Raw genomic sequence first — 17,470 nt, forward strand, 5'->3', positions numbered from 1 at the left:
ATAGGAATACTTCTGTATCACCATTTGAACTGCTAACGCCCGTTTTAGTTCTCTGGGATCGCGCTTGCTATCGATGAAATCGCTCAGAGCTGTTATTTCCACTTGACTGTTCTTTAACAACATCTATCTTCAAGTATATTCTTAACTCCTCTATTTTCACATATGATTCAGGATTGCTATAGTTGGGGGACATCCCGCGATGGAATAATTTTCGGACGTTTGGACGCTTCTCCTGTTGTGTGTGGGGCAGTAACTAATGCTAGAGATGGCGCAGAAGGCGCGATGCAAGCCCCATTGTGCGCGGCAATGACTATTCTATCGCCACGGCAACGCTTTAACGATGAATAAAGCAATGTGGGAATCAGGATTGCGTCCTTGGCGAGAATATAACGGCAACTTGGAGGATTTTGGACGAGATTTTCGCCGCTATTTTGATAGTATTCCCGCCGCAGAAAGAGTTTGGGCGGTAGTGCTGAGTTCGGCTATTTACGAGTATTTTGTCCGTTATCTATCCGCCGCCGCCGGAATCGATCCTTTTCAAGAATTTCGGGTAATTATTGTGCCACCGCCGCAGATGCTAGTAAATATGCGAATTGGGGCGATGCAAGCGTATATGGTAGCCGAACCTTGGAATACGCGGGCAATTAGCGGTAATGAGGGGATTGGGTTTACTTTTGCCCAAGGAAAGGAAATTTGGCAAGGACACCCAGATAGGCTACTAGCAGTAATGGAGTCTTTTATTGACGAAAACCCAAAAACTTATCGCTCTTTAGTCAAGGCAATGATTGAAGCTTGTCAATATTGCAGCAAGCCCCAAAACCGCCCCGAAGTAGCAAAAATTATCGCTCAAAAGTCTTACACCGGGGCTAAACCAACATTAACCAGCGCGGCAATTGTGGGAGATTACAATTATGGTGGCTTTGATGGCAAAGATCGGACAGTGCGATCGCCTGATACAACTATTTTCTTCGACTTGCCCGACAATTTAGCTAAAATCCCTGGCGATCATTCTACTTTTTTGTGGCAATCAGAAAGTATTTGGCTAATGACTCAAGCGGCGCGTTGGGGGCAAATCCCCGAATTTCCCAGCGATGCCGAAGCTGTAGCCCGTAAAGCTTGGAGAACCGACCTTTACCGCGAAATTGCCGAGGAAATGGGCATAGAATGCCCCCAAGCCGACTATAAAGTTGAAAGCGCTGAATTATTTATTGACAACAAAGCCTTTGATTTTAGCGATCCAGTAGGTTATCTAAATAGTTTTGAAATCCGTGCCAATCGCCCTAAATCTTTCTTTTTTTCCTAGGATTGCTGACAAATTATTATTTGGAGGGAAATATGAGCCAATTATCATCTATGAAAAATAGCGAAGCATCTAGTTTTGATACTGGAGAATTTCTAGTAGTAGAAAATCTAATTAAGTCTTATCCTGCCCCCGATGGCAAAGAAACTGTAGTTTTAAATGGAATTAATTTAACTATCAAAGAGAATGAATTTATCTCATTAATTGGTCATTCTGGCTGCGGCAAGTCAACACTACTAAAAATTGTTGCTGGACTTGAAAAAGCAACTTCTGGTCTAGTAACTCTAGAGGGGAAAGCCATTCGCAAACCAGGGGCGGAACGCATGATGGTATTTCAACACTACTCGCTACTACCTTGGCTAACAGTGCGAGAAAACATTAGATTAGCCGTAGATGAAGTATTAAAAAATGCCACCCGTCCCGAAAAAATCAGCATCGTTAACGAACATATTGCGATGGTGAATTTGAACGCGGCGGCGGACAAATACCCCGATGAAATATCCGGCGGGATGAAACAAAGAGTGGGAATTGCGAGAGCGCTTGCAACTCGTCCCAAAATGTTATTAATGGACGAACCATTTGGGGCATTGGATGCTTTAACTCGCGGCAAATTGCAGCGCCAAGTATTAAATATTTGGGAAAACCACCGCCAAGCAGTGATGATGATTACCCACGATGTTGATGAAGCAATTTACAGCAGTTCTCATTCCGATAAAGTACAGCTTTAGGATTTAATTACTGTGAGGTCATGCTTAAGGTGTACTGCACTCAAGTGCGAACCGCTATATATGAGCGATCGCATTGTCCTCATGACCAATGGTCTCGCCGCAACCATTGGTGAAATCTTAGAAGTACCCTTTGACCATCCACGCGATCGCGCCTCAATGCGAAACTCAAAAGAATACTACGAACTCCGCAACCATGCCCTCAATTTCTTGGATCGCTATTTTACTCAAGATGAATAGCTGACTTCATCTAATCGTCTCGATTTTTACGTTTTCGCTTTTTTTCCTTGCCTGGTTTTTGCTCTCCAAAATCATCATTCTCTAAGTCTTCTCCTATTGCTGGATCAGGAGATGGCGGGATAACTTCTGTAGGTACAACTACATCAGGAACCTCACCAGTAGGAGAAGGAGATTCTACGGGTGAGGGAGATTCTACGGGTGATTGCGATCTCTGGCGGCGTAATTCACGCAATTGTTCCCGTAATGAAGGCGATGAAGTATCGCTAGGAATGGGCGAATCGGTAACTTCGGGAGCAGGATCGGTGATGGGGGGTAGAGAATCTTCAGTTGTTTCCTGCCTGCCCTCCGGTGTTCTCCTTAAAATTGGTGTAGGACTAGCTTCTACTTGGGGCGGGGTCGTCTCTGAAACTTCTGGTACTGGCGTTACAACGGGTACAGAGTTAGGTTGCTGCAAATAGTTAGACAAAACCCCACTTAAAACCACCCCAGAAATTGCTGCTAAAGTCACCCCTCCAACAATCGGCAACCAGGGGAAGGAGCGTTTTCTAACCGCAGGAATTGCCCTAGGAGGAGGTGCTACGCGAGCGGGCTTTTTATGGTGTTGGGGAATTAAAGCAACTGTTGCTAATGTCTTCGCGGGAACCACAGGAATAGACCTAGTAGCGGCAGGAAGCAGCCCCAGCCATTCGGAGATAGTGGCAGGACGAAACCGCGCTTCTACCGCCATACCGCGCATTACAGCTTGACTTACGGACTTACTTAATTGGGGTTGCAAGTCAATAGGAGCAGGCATGGGAATGCGATCGCGCAAACTTGCCGCCACGGGAACTCGCGCCGTGAGTAACGCATACATAGTTGCAGCTAAACCGTAAACATCCGTCGCCGGGGTGCGGGGGGCTTGGTAAAGATACTGTTCGATCGGTGCATAACCTTCCGAAACCATTCCTGTATGCGTCTGCGTGGAACCTGGAGTAAATTCTCGCGCAATGCCAAAATCAATTAATACGACTTCCTCTGTACCTTGACGCAGAATGATATTTTGCGGCTTGATATCTCGATGCAGCAAATTATTTTGATGCACTACTTGCAAAGCTGCGCCAATTTGTCGGATGTACTGAATTGCCCTTGCTTCAGGAAGTGGTTGATCGGGAAATACTACCAAGTCTAAAGTTGCCCCTGGAATATAATCCATCACCATGTAGGGCAATCCGTCTTCAATAAAAAAGTCACTGACTCGGACAATATTCGGGTGGACGCAAGCCGCTAATCTCCGCGCTTCATCTTGAAACTGGCTTTGAAACTTAGCAAATTGCGCCTCGCGCCGCAGGGTGTCATTCAGGGTTTTAATCACAACCACTTGATTTAGGTAGCGATGAGTAGCTTTGAACGTAATCCCAAAACCACCGCGTCCTAGTTCTTGTTCTAAGGTGTATTTTCCGCCCTGCAATGTTTTACCAGCTATCATGTTTTGTGACGAGTGAACATCAATTCTACGCTCTCTGCATTTTATCCTGATCGCAGATTAGCCGCTAAAACCTTTGTCCAATTCCAAACTGCACCTGACTTTCGCCCCTGATGTTGATACCAAAGTCTGCCCGTAATAACCCCACTGGCGACTCTACCCGTACACCTACACCATAAGAAAAGCCCGTCCCCGGCTTCCCTCGCACTACCGCAGGTTCTCCCAACACCGTGTCGCCGGAACCCAAATCTGTTGCAAAATCGGCAAATAGTACTCCGCCTACGGGCTGAATAATTGGAAAGCGGTACTCTGCTGAAGCTAAGAGATAAGAGCGTCCGCTACCGACTTCTGACGAACCGTATGCCCGAACCGAATCAAGCCCACCTAAATTGAAAGCTTCATAGGGTGGTATATCGCCAATAATAGTTCCCCCTTGGAGATTGAAAGCTATTACTTCGATATTTCTTTTTCCGATTAATTGCACCGGAAAGTATTGAATATAGTTTGCTTGGAGCCGATTCATTGTAATATCGCCTTGACCGATGGGAATTGATTGCTCGGTACTCAAACTAAGAATCGATCCTTGAGTCGGGTTGCTTCTGTCGTTGCGTTTGTCTTTGATCGCGCTAATTGATACCGTTGTTAGGTCGTCAATGCCCGTACCGCTAAAAGAAAGCTCATTGCCTAATTCATCAGTGGGGGAAACATTGCCATCGCGATCGCGAATGCTAGTGCGCTTGTAGTTCAATCCTAACGATGCTTGCCAATTATTAATTGGTTTATTGATGCTAAAACCACCGCCATAGCGTCCCTCACGGGGATTGCTCCTATTAGCTAGATCGATATCACCATCAAAGGTCGGCGATGTCCCTCGGCGACGAAATACACTAACTTTATAACCTGGACGATTGGGTTCGCTGGCGCGGTAGGGACTTGTAAAGGAAGTTTCAAATTGCAAGTCACGGCGACTAAATTGCAAGTCTACATCGACTGAGTTATTAATGCCGCTAATATTAAAGTCTTGGTAGTTGATTGTGCCATAAATGCCTGTATCGTCGTCATAACCAGCCCCAGGGCTGACACTCCGGGCAGGCTTTTCGGTCACATCGTAGATAACCTCAACTTGTCTCCCGGTTTCTACTAAGGCAACATTAACGGTTCTAAATAGTCCTAGTTGATACAACTGACGCAAATCTTGCTCAATAGCGCGACTTCTTACCACATCTCCCGGTTTTACTCTTACTTCGCGGCGCAAAAATTCTTCGTTAGTCCGGCTTCTAATGGGTTTACCTTGGCGATTGGTAGGATTTCCGTCTCGATTGAGAAAACGGAATCTAACACTACTTACAGTTCCTTCCACCACTTCTACTGTTAGTAATCCATCAGGGCTAGGATTTATAGCTAATACTTTTGCTGCTAAATAGCCATTTTTGGCATACCACTTGTCAATTGCTGCTCGACTTTGGTTGATAGCTTCTAAACTGATTTCCTTACCAAGCTGGGGTTGAAACAAGTTTAAAGCAACATTTTCTGGGAGGACGTTAGCATTGCTCAGTTGGATAGCTTTTACAATAACTGGTTCTACTTCGTATACTACGTTGACTCCTGCGGGGCTATTGGTAGTAATTGCTTGCGCGCTTACAAATAAGCCCGTAGCTAAAATGGCTTTGATGTCTGCTTGCAGTTGGCTATTACTTGTATCGCTCCCCTCACGAGTGGAAGCCGCTTTGCGGACAATTTCTTGTAATTCTTCACCTACTCCTGTCACCTGGACATCCGTAACCAAAATAAAAACATCGTTCTGTTGGGTAGTATTATCTTCTTGCTGTCTTAGCCTTTCCCCTAAAGGAGTAGCCGCCGTCATCTTAAAACGTAAATCCAAGCTAAAAATAACTGCTAAGGTGACAATTGTAGTTTGAGAAATACGCATAAAATTAATTACAAACATCCTTACTTAGTGGGAAATTTTTGCTCGATTAAACGTATGATGCGAAGCCTGTTACCGGGCGCGTTTGGTCTAATCGCTCCAGAAGCTTAGATTAAATGTAATATTTAACCCAAACCCTCTTTTATCGGTTTTGATGCCCAACAATTCTAAATTTCGATTACTTTGCCTCAGTAATGGTCATGGAGAGGATATTATTGCTGTGCGTATTTTACAGGAACTACGCCAAATCTCGATGGAGATAAGTATTTCGGCATTACCATTAGTCGGTGAAGGTAGGGCGTATTATGCCGCCGAGATTCCAGTCATTGGTTCCGTACAAGCTATGCCTTCTGGTGGTTTTGTTTACATGGATGGGCGACAGTTGGTGCGCGATTTGCAAGGAGGTTTGTTGCAACTAACTTGGACTCAAATTAAAGCTGTACGGGCTTGGGTAAAAGATGGTGGTGGCATGGTTTTAGCTGTGGGGGATATCGTACCGCTATTGTTTGCTTGGTGGAGCGGTGCAAACTATGCTTTTGTTGGTACAGCCAAGTCAGAATACTACGTGCGCGATGGGAAAGGCAATTTGCGCCAAAGTAATCGCCTTGCTAGTTTATTAGAGTTAAATAGTTCGGTTTACTTGCCTTGGGATCGCGCTTTTATGAGCAATCCTCGATGTCGTGCTGTTTTTCCTAGAGATAAGCTGACTGCAAAGATGCTGCAAAAATGGCGTATTCCAGTGTTTGACTTAGGTAATCCAATGATGGATGCCCTTACCCCCGTCCAACCTCTACAAATATCTTCAGAAGCTTCCGTAACTATTGTTTTGCTTCCTGGTTCTAGAGTGCCGGAAGCTTATGCTAATTGGCAGCAAATTTTAGTAGCAATTGCTAGTTTGCAAGCAACTTATAGAAATCGCTCTTTATTATTTTTGGGGGCAATTTCTAGTCATGTAAATCTAGAGCCTTTAGCTCAAATGCTCGTCCAGGCTGGCTTCTGCTCCTTAGACAACTGGACGTTTGCTTATAAAAATGCTTCTGTTGTTTTAACTCAAACTGCCTACAATGAGTGTTTGGATAAAGCCGAAATTGCGATCGCCATGGCGGGGACAGCCACCGAGCAATTTGTCGGACTTGGCAAAAGCGCGATCGCATTTCCAGGAAAGGGACCTCAGTTTACCTATGCTTTCGCCGAAGCCCAAAGCCGTCACTTGGGTTCGTCAATAATTTTATTAGCGCATCCAAACCAAACAGGAGAAGCGGTAAAATCTTTATTAGGCGACAGCGATCGTTTAGCAAAAATTGCCGAAAATGGTTATAGGAGAATGGGAAAACCTGGTGCAGCGCGTAGAATTGCCGAGCAGTTAATTGAGCAATTTGAGCAAATTAATTAACTGTTTTTTGGGGGATGCGATCATGTCTTGCTAAATATCCTTGATAACGGCAAAGGTGAGCGGCAGCAAACATAACCGAACTTAGCACAACCAACTCTCGTCTGTGGGCTGCATTTGCATTGCTAAGTGGAGAGATCAAGAACTTCGCCTGTGGTTATTTCCTTTATTTTTACCTATTAATCTGAACTTGAATAACTCAGGACTATCTGTTCAAATCTCGAACAATAAGGTAAAAAACTAACACAGTTAATAAAAGATTCTGAAATTGCAAAATAGGATCAAGTCGCCATCCCTGAATCAAGACTATTACCCCAGATAGAAATAGGATAAATGGTCCAAGCATCAGTTGTAATAATCGAAGAGCTATATTACTAGCATTACTTGACCTTGCTGCAATAACTACCTGTCCTACAGATAAAGCAAAATATCCCAAACCTCCTAGTATCTGCACTAGCCCAATCAAACCACTCATATTTAAGCCAAAATTTACCATATAGCATTAGTCTCAGATTAGGCGCGACACCATTAAGAACTAGCAGTATAACGATTTAATTAAGCTACCCTTACTCCGCAATTACCCCCGCCGAGCGCTCAAATCAACCCCGAACACCTACAGATAAACTGAAATTATCGTCCTCACCAAGGTAGGTGTATAACTCTAGTGATAGATGAATTTTCGGTATATTACCCTGAAGCGAAGAGATATTCTGAAATTTTCTATATATTTTCATACCAAAGTAGGTATTTTCCGTATAGCTATTGATTACAGATAAAACAGTAAAATTATTTATATATTTTCCCGTGAAACAATGCCCAAAAAACTATTTGACTGAGTACGCGATGCAATTCAGGTCAAAAATTATTCATTGCACCCAGAGAAAAAATAAGTCATATCAATTAGACAGTCAAGGAGGCTTCGTTATTTAGCCAACTCAACCAAAGCATTTCGATACTTTTTCATTCCTCGTCGAGCAGCTTCGATTATTCTCTTAAAATCAGGTTCGTCGGCTGGTAGCTCGTACCCTGACGAGATTTTTGTTACTAAGAAGCGATCGCAATTATCAATATTCATATATTTTCTGTTGAGAAATGCGATCACTCTATTGTAGCAGCATACTCAAAGAGGCGATCGCATTTTACTAAATTACAAGAGACGGAAAATAAAGGGATAGCGGAATGCGACATCAAAATTAGTCAAAGTTTGGTAAACAGCAAAAGCTGCGAGTCCCCAATGAAAAACAAAATAAATTGGGAATAGTATAAACCCAAATAAACCAAAACTAATAAAGGTCAAGATTCCAACTACAACTCCGTAAAGCCAGACGTTAAAATGGAAATTGATAGCTTCTTTGGCGTTCTCTTTGACCACAGGATCGGTAGACACTAGCATTATGGCGATCGGTATGCCTACAGATACTAATGCAGCGCTAAAAAATATTGAACCATGAGCTAGGGCTGAAAGTAGTTTTCGCTGATCTGCATCGTACATAATAATAATGACCTCTTTAAAATAAGTTTTTTCTGGTTTTCAACCTATATTACCGATTGTTACCGAAAAATAAGCTCATTCTCGTTTTTACTGTAATTTTTGATTCCTGTAACATCCTACTAGCTAAACTTCATGATATCCACTGACCTTGAGGCGGAATTGCAAACAGCCGTTGAGCATCGACGCAATTTTGCAATTATTTCTCACCCCGATGCTGGTAAAACTACGCTCACAGAAAAGCTCCTGCTGTACGGAGGCGCAATTCACGAAGCAGGAGCCGTAAAAGCCCGCCGAGCGCAGCGTAAAGCTACGTCCGACTGGATGGCGATGGAACAGCAACGGGGTATTTCCATCACTTCCACAGTGTTGCAATTTGAGTATCACAATTGTCAAATCAATCTGCTCGATACTCCCGGACACCAAGACTTTAGTGAAGATACTTATCGCACTCTAGCGGCGGCAGATAACGCCGTCATGCTGATTGACGCAGCCAAAGGCTTAGAGCCACAAACGCGCAAGTTGTTTGAAGTTTGTAAGATGCGAAAGTTGCCGATTTTTACCTTTGTAAATAAGCTCGATCGCCCTGGACGAGAGCCACTTGAACTATTAGACGAAATTGAGCAAGAATTAGGCTTGCAGACCTACGCTGTAAACTGGCCCATTGGCACAGGCGATCGCTTTAAAGGTGTCTTTGACCGCCGGAATCAACAAATTCATTTATTTGAACGTAGCGCTCATGGTAGCCGCGAAGCTGTTAGCACCGTTGTAGATTTGGGCGATCCACGCATTGAACAGTTGCTAGATCGAGACTTGTATCATCAATTTAAAGACGATCTAGAGCTTATAGAAGGCATCGGACCAGAGCTAGATAGCGATTTAGTCCACCAAGGAAAAATGACTCCAGTATTCTTTGGTAGCGCCATGACAAACTTCGGGGTAGAGCTATTTTTAGATACTTTCCTTGACTACGCGCTCAAACCTGGCGCCCGTAATAGCAATCTTGGGGAAATGCAGCCTACATATCCAGAGTTTTCGGGGTTTGTATTCAAACTCCAAGCAAATATGGACCCCAAACACCGCGATCGCGTAGCATTTATTCGCGTCTGTACGGGTAAGTTTGAAAAAGACATGACGGTGAGTCATTCCCGTACTGGTAAGACGATCCGCTTGTCTCGTCCGCAAAAATTATTTGCTCAAGATCGCGAATCTATAGATTATGCTTACCCTGGCGATGTGATTGGTTTAAATAACCCTGGGGTATTTGCGATCGGCGATACAATTTATAACGGGCAAAAAATAGAGTACGAAGGTATTCCTAGTTTTTCACCCGAAATATTTGCAAGTTTGCGAAACCCTAACCCTTCCAAATTTAAGCAATTTTTAAAAGGTGTTTCTGAATTGCGAGAAGAAGGAGCAGTACAAATTATGTACTCCGCCGATGAAATGAAACGCGAACCAATCTTAGCGGCGGTAGGACAACTACAATTTGAGGTTGTACAGTTCCGCTTGCTGCAAGAATACGGTGTAGAGACACTGTTAGATTTGTTACCTTACACTGTAGCTCGGTGGGTAACGGCAGGTTGGGAAGCATTAGAAAAAGCCGGACGATTGTTTAATACAGTCACCGTCAAAGATAGCTTGGGACGACCAGTGTTGTTATTTCGCAATGAGTGGAATTGTCAGCAGGTAGAAGGCGATTGTCCTGAATTAAAGTTAAGTGCAACTTCTCCCTTACTTTCTAGTCAGCAGCCCAATAATGCAAGTTGAGCCAATAATTTTTGTTTTGTTGCTGTTTGCCAAAAGCGGGGACTTTTGGCAATTTTTTTAGAAGATCATTTTACGGACATAAAAAGCTTCAGCATATTTATCCGGTGCATTTGATTCCATACCCCGGATTCTTAAAATTGACAAAAAAGTTTCCTCATTAAACCATAGTTTATCTTTTTGGGATGGAAAGCTATCAATTAGATACTTAATCTTTTGTTGGCAAATAGAAGTTTCTAAAGGCACAAAAAAATTTGGATTGCCCAAGTCTCCATCATACTTAGGAATTTCATACTCTAAAACCAGATGATTTCTAAATGTATTCCATGTCAACTCAGAAATCAGGCGATGATCTTGATGAGCATCATGACGATAATGAGTCAATATCAGGTCGGGATTGAATTCTTGTTTTAGTTGCTCAAAAGCTTCTTTAACTTCCATCGCTATAAACGGCAAAAACCCATCTCGAAAATTTTTAACTATAATTTTCTTGTCTTCAATCCCGGCTAAAAAATTGTTTCCACTGCCAATAGCTTCTTTCTCTCTTTGCTGGTTTGAACTAAAAACTACCCAGTAAAATATACTATTTGGGTACTTTTCTATTAACTTTAAAACTGTACCTCCGCAACCAATTTCTATATCATCACTATGAGCGCCTAGACATAATACTTTGTAAGCTAAATCTGGCTTTTCAGCTAATTTTAAATTGAGCATACATACTAATTACAAGCTTGACATCAAAAGGGCAAAGCTGTTTTATAACCGCAAGCCCCAATCTAAACAACTACCAATTTTTTAGATAACTTGGTGGCTCAGACTAAGTGGTATCAGCTTTTCATTATGTTTCCATATTTCCCAAGGAGCATTACCTAAAGCAAACATATCTTCTAACTGCTGCTTATCTTTAAAGGTATCCATACAAGCCCAGAACCCGTTATATTCGTAGGCATAAAGCTCCTCTATATTAATTAATCTCTGAAATGGTTCGTATACCAATTCTTCTTTTTCTTTGATGTAATCAAATATTTGGTTTTTAAAAATAAAGTATCCTCCATTAATCCTAATATTAGCTTGATTTACATCTTTAATTTCAGTTACTATTCCGTTTTGTTGGGCAGAAATTAAGTGAAATGTTTGCGATGGTCTAACACTTAAAAAACTCGCTGTTTTGTCGGTAATGTAAAAATTGTTTATAGCTTCTGACAAATCTAAATCTGTAAGTCCATCGCTATAGTTTGCCAAAAAAACGTCTTCATTTTCTAAATACTTCTGAACAGCTTTCAACCTTTGTCCAATATTTGAATGCAGTCCGGTATCAACACAAGTAATATTCCAATCATGGATATCGCTACTTAATAATTTTAAGTTTTTTCCTCCATCGATTAAAGTAAAATCATTGGAAATACATTCGTTATAGTTTAAAAAATAATTTTTAATTAGGTCAGCTTTGTAACCTAAGCACAAAATAAAATCTTTGTGTCCGTAGTGTGCGTAATATTTCATTACGTGCCAAAGTATCGGTCTATACCCAATATTAACTAATGGCTTAGGTATAGCTTCAGAAAAATCTTTTAATCTAGTTCCCAATCCACCACAAAACAAAACTACTTTCATTGGTATTCCTTCTATTAATATCAATTTTATTTAATGGCAACTAATATATTATTTCCATTTATTTGCTCGTGAAATATTAAGTAACTGTATTGATATTTCAATTACTCTTGGGATGTAACAAATCATTTTTGATTGTTTGTAATTTAATTCCATCTTCTTAATAAGCCACGATAGGTCATATTTTTTATTCGTACATCTTCCTCAAAGTATATTCTCAAGCTGACGTTTATTCTAAATATTTGTATTAATAAATACAAAAAAATCACATATTAATGTACTGTATATACCCCTTGTAAATTTCTCTAATTTATCAGCGCTATTTATTAATTACAATTACTAAAGTATAGCAAGGATTTTACCAGGCTATAAAAATGTTTAAGATCTCACTCTATAGCCTTATTTTGAATAACACAAAACTAATAAAAATAGCTGTGTATGACATATCTATTGAAAAATATGTCTAATTGATGAGTTGGTTTTGGGCAAACTTAACTTTGGAACTAGCAAGTATCGAAACTTCTGTTTTGGTTGAAAGCTCGTAGTTTTATTTTGTTTTGATCTTTGCTTGGCAAGAAGTGGGGACTCGAACAAAAATTGAGAAATGAAAGCTTCTTAGTTATCTTAGATTTGATAATTCAACTTTTCCTTCCCACCAATAGCGTTAACCCGCTAGTAATTAGAGTTAAAACAATGGAGCCAATTAATGCTGGTAAAAACCCTTGGACGACAAAACCAGGGGTTAGCAAGCCTGCCAGCCAAATCACGATCGCGTTGATGACAAACAAAAACAAGCCAAAAGTTAGCAGGGTTAGGGGTAGAGTTAAAACGACTAATAGAGGCTTAATAATGGCATTGACCAATCCCAAGATAACCGATGCGATCGCCGCACTAATAATATTGGCAACAAAAAAGCCTGGAACTATATAAGCTGTAATCATCAAAGCGACTGCTGCAATCAACCAAGTAATCAAAAATTCTGGCATTTAATTTTTCTCTCTCAAATTGGCTCGAAAACTCTTGTAAGCTTAAAAGCAGCATTCCCACCTCAATCGTTAAAATTTTCTATGTGGCGGCAACTTATCGGCTCTATTTTGATATTAGTTCTTTTTTTCGGGGCAATGCCAGCCCAGGCGACAGATTATCCGCCACCTTTATCTTTTAGTAACGCTCAATTAAAATCGCGGGATTTTTCCGGTCAAACTTTAAGAGCGGCGGAGTTTTCTAATGCCAATATGGAACTTGCTAATTTCTCTAATGCAGACTTGCGCGGGGCAGTTTTTAGCGCATCGGTGATGACTGGGGCTTCTTTGCACGGTGCAGATTTGAGTAATGCGATGGTCGATCAAGTAAACTTAACTAAAGCCGATCTAGGCGATGCGGTTTTAACCGAAGCACTGCTACTAAGGGCGATTTTTGATGATGTTAATATTAATAATGCTGATTTTACCGATGCAATTTTAGATCGGGCGCAAATCAAAGAATTGTGCGCGAAGGCAAGTGGTATAAATCCAAAAACTGGTATTGAAACTCGTTACTCTTTAGGATGTCGATAAAGCGCGTTGGTGTAATTGGTGGGGGACAACTGGCGCTGATGATGGCAAGCGCCGCCGAGAAGCTAGGCGTAGAATTAGTAGTGCAAACGCCAAACCACGACGATCCGGCAGTGGCGATCGCCTCCGAGACGATTTTTGCCGCCGTAGACGATGCTACAGCTACGGCGACGTTGGCGACGCGCTGCGATGTCGTTACCTTTGAAAATGAGTTTGTAGATTTACAAGCTTTAGCACCCTTAGCCGAGCAAGGTGTATGTTTTCGTCCAGGTTTACAAGTTTTGTCGCCTTTGTTAGATAAATACCACCAGCGCTGTTATTTGCAACAAATCGGCTTACCAGTACCCAAATTTGCCACTTTAGAAGACACTTCCGTCCCTCAGCAATTTCCTTTAGTATTAAAATCTCGTCGCCACGGCTACGATGGGCAAGGTACGTTTATTATTCAAGACGCTGCTAGTTTGCAGCATCTAGCCAGTACAGGCAAAAAAACATCGTTTTTAGTTGAAGAATTTGTCCCCTTTGAAAAAGAATTAGCCATAATTGCCGCGCGATCGCCCAGTGGTGAAATTGTTACTTACCCGGTGGTTGAAACTCAACAAAAAAACCAAGTTTGCCATCGCGTTGTCGCTCCAGCCGATATTAGCCCAGAACTTACTACCCAAATTCAGGAAATCGCCCATAGCTTGCTTAATAACCTCCAAGCAGTGGGTATATTTGGCATTGAGCTATTTTTAAAGTGCGATCGCCAAGTATTAGTAAATGAAATTGCCCCGCGCACCCACAATTCCGGGCATTTTACCTTGGATGCTTGCGAAGTTTCCCAATTTGAGCAACATTTACGCGCGGTTTGCGCTCTGCCCTTGAGTGGCACTACTTTACGTTCCCCTGGGGCGGTAATGGTGAACTTATTAGGTTACGAAGACGCTGAAAATGATTATTTAGTCAAGCGCCAGCAATTAGCAGCTTTACCTCAAACCTACGTGTATTGGTACGACAAAAAAGCTTCGCGCCCCGGCAGAAAATTAGGACACGTCACAGTCCTATTAGATAATACGGGGGACGCAGAGGCGATCGCCCAAACAATTGAAGCTATTTGGTATCCCCAATTGTAGAGACGTTGCTTGCAACGCCTCTACAATAAGAACCCTAGACCTTGGTAGGTGGTGTTGTGGGTTGCTCGGCTTGCATCGGCTCTGGGGTTGAAGTTTGTACTGACTGCTCAGAGAATTGTGTCCATTCTGTATGGAAAAAGCCCTCTTTATCTGTCCGCTCGTAGGTGTGAGCGCCAAAGTAATCCCGTTGAGCTTGAGTGAGATTTTGCGGCAAGCGATCGCGTCTGTAGCTATCAAAATAGTCTAATGAAGCGCTAAAAGCTGGGACAGGAATCCCTAATTTTGCTGCCGATGATAACACTTCCCGCCAAGCGGTTTGTCTATCCAAAACTGTCTGTCTAAATTCTGGAGCCAGTAATAAGTTAGGTAGGGCGGGGTTTTCAATAAAAGCACTTTGAATTTTACCCAAAAACCCGGCTCGAATAATACAGCCACCTTTCCAAATTCGTGCCATTTCGCTCAAATTGAGACTGTAGGAATATTCCTTTGATGCCGTACCTAATAGTGCCATCCCTTGAGCGTAAGAACAGATTTTCGAGCAGTAGAGAGCATCGCGGATGGCATTGATAAAAGCCTTCGAGTCTCCCTCATACTTGCCTGTGGGACCTGTCAAAATTTGCGAAGCTGATACCCGCTCTTTTTTGTAAGAGGACATGATTCGGGCATTAACCGCCGCCGTCATCGTCGGGATACATACCCCAAGCTCCAAAGCACTTTGTACTGTCCAGCGCCCTGTACCTTTTTGTCCGGCGGCATCCATAATCAAATCTACCAAAGGTTGATTTGTATCGGGATCGATATATCTAAAGATATCGGCAGTAATCTCAATTAGAAATGAATTGAGTTCGTCTGTTTTATTCCATTCTGCAAAAATCTCATGCAATTGCTGATGATTAAGACCTAAAGTATTTTTCAATAGATCGTAAGCTTCAGCGATTAGTTGCATATCGCCGTATTCAATGCCGTTGTGGACCATTTTGACGTAGTGACCAGCGCCACCAGGACCAATATAAGTTACACAAGGACCGTCCTCTACCTGAGCGGCGATTTTAGTCAAAATTGGCTCTAAGTACTCGTAAGAGCTTTTCGTGCCTCCAGGCATCATGCTAGGACCATTTAAAGCCCCTTCTTCGCCACCACTGACACCCATGCCAATAAATCTAAAGCCCAGGGGTTCGAGTTCGCGGGTACGGCGGGCAGTGTCATCGTACAAAGAGTTGCCGCCGTCAATAATGATGTCACCGTCATCAAGCAGAGGTTTAAGCTCGTTGATGACATTATCTACTGGCGCACCTGCTTTGACCATAATTAAGATTTTGCGCGGACGCTCTAAAGAATCGACAAAATCCTTAATTGAGTAGGCAGCATGGATATTTTTGCCTTCCGCCCGCGTGTGCATAAAAGCATCGGTCTTTTCGGGAGTACGATTGTAAACAGAAATCGGGAAGCCATTACGCTCGACATTTAGCGCTAGGTTTTCACCCATAACTGCTAGACCAATTACGCCAAAACTTTGTTGTGCCATAAATTTAATGGGTTAATGCACTATACGTTCAATATGCGTTGATTCCTTTTTAGGGTAGCCGGATTTTATCAGTTCTTTACTGCTGAAGAAATTAAAAATCAGAAAAAAGTAACTAAAAGCTTAGCAATAGCCAAAAAAAGAGAGATGTTCAGCCTCTGCTTTCTATTTTTAAACATCAAAATAATTTTTATTTGTATCTAGTTCAACAATTCTCTTGCAGAATTGAGATATCTAGTTTGACATTGTAAGGAGTACCCACAATTATGCTGGCATACGTTCTGGCATTAGCAGTCGGTCTTGGTAGCTTGGCACTTTATATGGCTGCCTTCTTTTTTCCAGAAGTACACCGCAAAAATGATTTTATCTGGAGTGGGGTAGGACTATTCTACGCTTGCGTATTATGGGTGTATGGAAGTCGCATTACGGGCGGGTTATTACTCGGTCACGCGGCGAGTGTAGCTTTATTAGGTTGGTCTATCAGTCAAACTTTGCAGTTACGCCGCAAGCTTACTCCCAAAGCCCAGCAGACGGAGTTGCCAACTCCTGCCGCCGTTACAAGTACGGTGTCACAAGTATCAAAGTCTGTTCCTGGCGTGGCATCAAGGGCTGCTGGTGTTTTTGAAGGGTTAAAAAACCAAATGCAACAAGTATTAAATAAATCGGCTCCACCTAAAACTTCTGTGGCAACTAAACCTGTATCAACTCCTAAGCCACCAGTCGATGCAAAGGTTGAAATCATTGACAACCGCACTCCCACACCAGAACCCACAGAGGTAGTAGAAACTACCGCAGAAGTTGCGCCACCAGAACCCACAGAGGTAGTAGAAACTATTGACGTTATACCACCCTTGACAGAAGAAGAAGCAGTTTCTCAAGCTGTAGAAACCGCTTTAACCCAAGAGGAGCAAACCCCGATGGTAGCAGTTCCTCCTCACCCACCCGATCCGGAACGAATAGAAGTTGCTATAAAAGACGCAGAGGAGAAGCATCAACCCGTATCGCCGCCCGATCCAGAAGTGCCAGAAAATCCTTCCCCTAGCTAGTAAAACGGTAGAGAACGAGATTTCTCGTTGAAGCCGAAAATGCCCAAAGGCAATATTGTTTTAGGGTTGTGTTATTCAATTCAAGCTGTTAGAAGGGGGATGCGATCGCATCCCCCTTCTGATACTAAGTTGCGATCAGAGGTAGTAATTGAAGGTGAGGAAAGAAAGTCATAGAGCGCAGGCGCTCACTATTAGAAGAAAGTTCAAGTAAGCCTTGGCAAAGTACATCTTCTACTTGTTCAAGGGAGGAAAAGGCTTGATTATAAAAGTTGTTTTCTCGAATATCTTCCCAGATATGTTCAACAGGCATTAACTCTGGACTA

The 17,470-nt window shown here is 42.3% G+C and carries 14 protein-coding genes and 3 pseudogenes; 7 read left to right on the forward strand and 10 right to left on the reverse strand.

Going from position 1 to position 17,470, the window contains the following annotated elements:
- Positions 1-180: 180 nt before the first annotated feature.
- Together AC2VE5_RS19125 and AC2VE5_RS19130 are read left to right on the forward strand one after the other, a co-directional pair.
- A pseudogene (locus AC2VE5_RS19125) lies at positions 181-1,303 on the forward strand (CmpA/NrtA family ABC transporter substrate-binding protein); the annotation flags it as partial.
- Positions 1,304-1,335: 32 nt separating this feature from the next.
- A pseudogene (locus AC2VE5_RS19130) lies at positions 1,336-2,265 on the forward strand (ABC transporter ATP-binding protein).
- Positions 2,266-2,275: 10 nt separating this feature from the next.
- Here AC2VE5_RS19130 and AC2VE5_RS19135 read toward each other — a convergent pair.
- Positions 2,276-3,730, reverse strand: coding sequence for a serine/threonine protein kinase (locus AC2VE5_RS19135; protein WP_486889293.1), 1,455 nt, complete (start codon positions 3,728-3,730; stop codon positions 2,276-2,278).
- A gap of 64 nt (positions 3,731-3,794) precedes the next feature.
- Positions 3,795-5,657, reverse strand: coding sequence for a BamA/TamA family outer membrane protein (locus AC2VE5_RS19140; RefSeq protein ID WP_486889294.1), 1,863 nt, complete (start codon positions 5,655-5,657; stop codon positions 3,795-3,797).
- A 151-nt stretch (positions 5,658-5,808) separates the two neighbouring features.
- On the opposite strand from AC2VE5_RS19140, the gene AC2VE5_RS19145 reads away from it, so the two are divergent.
- Positions 5,809-7,047, forward strand: coding sequence for a lipid-A-disaccharide synthase-related protein (locus AC2VE5_RS19145; RefSeq protein ID WP_486889295.1), 1,239 nt, complete (start codon positions 5,809-5,811; stop codon positions 7,045-7,047).
- Positions 7,048-7,249: 202 nt separating this feature from the next.
- Here AC2VE5_RS19145 and AC2VE5_RS19150 read toward each other — a convergent pair whose 3' ends face one another.
- The 3 genes from AC2VE5_RS19150 to AC2VE5_RS19160 form a co-directional block, all read right to left on the reverse strand.
- Positions 7,250-7,540 (reverse strand): Ycf66 family protein, encoded by a 291-nt coding sequence (locus tag AC2VE5_RS19150; RefSeq protein ID WP_486889296.1) that lies wholly within the window; start codon positions 7,538-7,540, stop codon positions 7,250-7,252.
- A 426-nt stretch (positions 7,541-7,966) separates the two neighbouring features.
- Entirely contained in the window at positions 7,967-8,119 is a 153-nt protein-coding gene (locus AC2VE5_RS19155; protein WP_486889297.1) for a hypothetical protein, read from the reverse strand.
- A gap of 72 nt (positions 8,120-8,191) precedes the next feature.
- Positions 8,192-8,536: a DUF4870 domain-containing protein gene (locus AC2VE5_RS19160; RefSeq protein ID WP_486889298.1), complete on the reverse strand. Its 345-nt coding sequence runs from the start codon at positions 8,534-8,536 to the stop codon at positions 8,192-8,194.
- A gap of 132 nt (positions 8,537-8,668) precedes the next feature.
- Between AC2VE5_RS19160 and prfC the strand changes: the two genes are divergently transcribed.
- A complete protein-coding gene (gene prfC / locus AC2VE5_RS19165) occupies positions 8,669-10,303 on the forward strand; it encodes a peptide chain release factor 3 (RefSeq protein WP_486889299.1) in 1,635 nt (544 codons plus the stop codon).
- A gap of 57 nt (positions 10,304-10,360) precedes the next feature.
- Here the strand turns inward: prfC and AC2VE5_RS19170 are convergent, their stop codons facing one another.
- From AC2VE5_RS19170 to AC2VE5_RS19180, 3 genes are all read right to left on the reverse strand, one after another.
- A complete protein-coding gene (locus AC2VE5_RS19170) occupies positions 10,361-11,014 on the reverse strand; it encodes a PIG-L deacetylase family protein (protein WP_486889300.1) in 654 nt (217 codons plus the stop codon).
- Positions 11,015-11,095: 81 nt separating this feature from the next.
- On the reverse strand, positions 11,096-11,914 hold the full coding sequence (locus AC2VE5_RS19175; RefSeq protein ID WP_486889306.1) for a sugar phosphate nucleotidyltransferase: 819 nt from the start codon (positions 11,912-11,914) through the stop codon (positions 11,096-11,098).
- Positions 11,915-12,549: 635 nt separating this feature from the next.
- A complete protein-coding gene (locus AC2VE5_RS19180) occupies positions 12,550-12,897 on the reverse strand; it encodes a phage holin family protein (protein WP_486889301.1) in 348 nt (115 codons plus the stop codon).
- Positions 12,898-12,978: 81 nt separating this feature from the next.
- Here AC2VE5_RS19180 and AC2VE5_RS19185 point away from each other — a divergent pair, with 81 nt between their 5' ends.
- On the forward strand, positions 12,979-13,467 hold the full coding sequence (locus AC2VE5_RS19185) for a pentapeptide repeat-containing protein (protein ID WP_486889302.1): 489 nt from the start codon (positions 12,979-12,981) through the stop codon (positions 13,465-13,467).
- Positions 13,458-14,579 (forward strand): 5-(carboxyamino)imidazole ribonucleotide synthase, encoded by a 1,122-nt coding sequence (locus tag AC2VE5_RS19190; RefSeq protein WP_486889303.1) that lies wholly within the window; start codon positions 13,458-13,460, stop codon positions 14,577-14,579. The genes AC2VE5_RS19185 and AC2VE5_RS19190 overlap by 10 nt, the downstream gene beginning before the upstream one ends.
- Before the next feature lie 34 nt (positions 14,580-14,613).
- Here the strand turns inward: AC2VE5_RS19190 and gndA are convergent, their stop codons facing one another.
- Positions 14,614-16,104 carry an NADP-dependent phosphogluconate dehydrogenase gene (gene gndA / locus AC2VE5_RS19195; protein ID WP_486889304.1) on the reverse strand — a complete coding sequence of 497 codons (1,491 nt, stop codon included), beginning with the start codon at positions 16,102-16,104 and terminating at the stop codon, positions 14,614-14,616.
- A 263-nt stretch (positions 16,105-16,367) separates the two neighbouring features.
- On the opposite strand from gndA, the gene AC2VE5_RS19200 reads away from it, so the two are divergent.
- Entirely contained in the window at positions 16,368-17,147 is a 780-nt protein-coding gene (locus AC2VE5_RS19200) for a Ycf66 family protein (RefSeq protein WP_486889305.1), read from the forward strand.
- Between the two features lie 124 nt (positions 17,148-17,271).
- Here AC2VE5_RS19200 and AC2VE5_RS19205 read toward each other — a convergent pair.
- Positions 17,272-17,470, reverse strand: a pseudogene (locus AC2VE5_RS19205) (hypothetical protein); the annotation flags it as partial.

It is taken from the genome of Aliterella sp. E5.1, from assembly GCF_057473825.1.

Bases quoted from the DNA above. Each gene is read 5' to 3' on its own strand.
- AC2VE5_RS19200 (WP_486889305.1), top strand. From the start codon at position 16,368: ATGCTGGCATACGTTCTGGCATTAGCAGTCGGTCTTGGTAGCTTGGCA.
- AC2VE5_RS19190 (WP_486889303.1), top strand. From the start codon at position 13,458: ATGTCGATAAAGCGCGTTGGTGTAATTGGTGGGGGACAACTGGCGCTG.
- AC2VE5_RS19185 (WP_486889302.1), top strand. From the start codon at position 12,979: ATGTGGCGGCAACTTATCGGCTCTATTTTGATATTAGTTCTTTTTTTC.
- AC2VE5_RS19155 (WP_486889297.1), bottom strand. From the start codon at position 8,119: ATGAATATTGATAATTGCGATCGCTTCTTAGTAACAAAAATCTCGTCA.
- AC2VE5_RS19160 (WP_486889298.1), bottom strand. From the start codon at position 8,536: ATGTACGATGCAGATCAGCGAAAACTACTTTCAGCCCTAGCTCATGGT.
- AC2VE5_RS19135 (WP_486889293.1), bottom strand. From the start codon at position 3,730: ATGATAGCTGGTAAAACATTGCAGGGCGGAAAATACACCTTAGAACAA.
- gndA (WP_486889304.1), bottom strand. From the start codon at position 16,104: ATGGCACAACAAAGTTTTGGCGTAATTGGTCTAGCAGTTATGGGTGAA.
- prfC (WP_486889299.1), top strand. From the start codon at position 8,669: ATGATATCCACTGACCTTGAGGCGGAATTGCAAACAGCCGTTGAGCAT.
- AC2VE5_RS19180 (WP_486889301.1), bottom strand. From the start codon at position 12,897: ATGCCAGAATTTTTGATTACTTGGTTGATTGCAGCAGTCGCTTTGATG.
- AC2VE5_RS19145 (WP_486889295.1), top strand. From the start codon at position 5,809: ATGCCCAACAATTCTAAATTTCGATTACTTTGCCTCAGTAATGGTCAT.
- AC2VE5_RS19140 (WP_486889294.1), bottom strand. From the start codon at position 5,657: ATGCGTATTTCTCAAACTACAATTGTCACCTTAGCAGTTATTTTTAGC.
- AC2VE5_RS19170 (WP_486889300.1), bottom strand. From the start codon at position 11,014: ATGCTCAATTTAAAATTAGCTGAAAAGCCAGATTTAGCTTACAAAGTA.
- AC2VE5_RS19175 (WP_486889306.1), bottom strand. From the start codon at position 11,914: ATGAAAGTAGTTTTGTTTTGTGGTGGATTGGGAACTAGATTAAAAGAT.
- AC2VE5_RS19150 (WP_486889296.1), bottom strand. From the start codon at position 7,540: ATGGTAAATTTTGGCTTAAATATGAGTGGTTTGATTGGGCTAGTGCAG.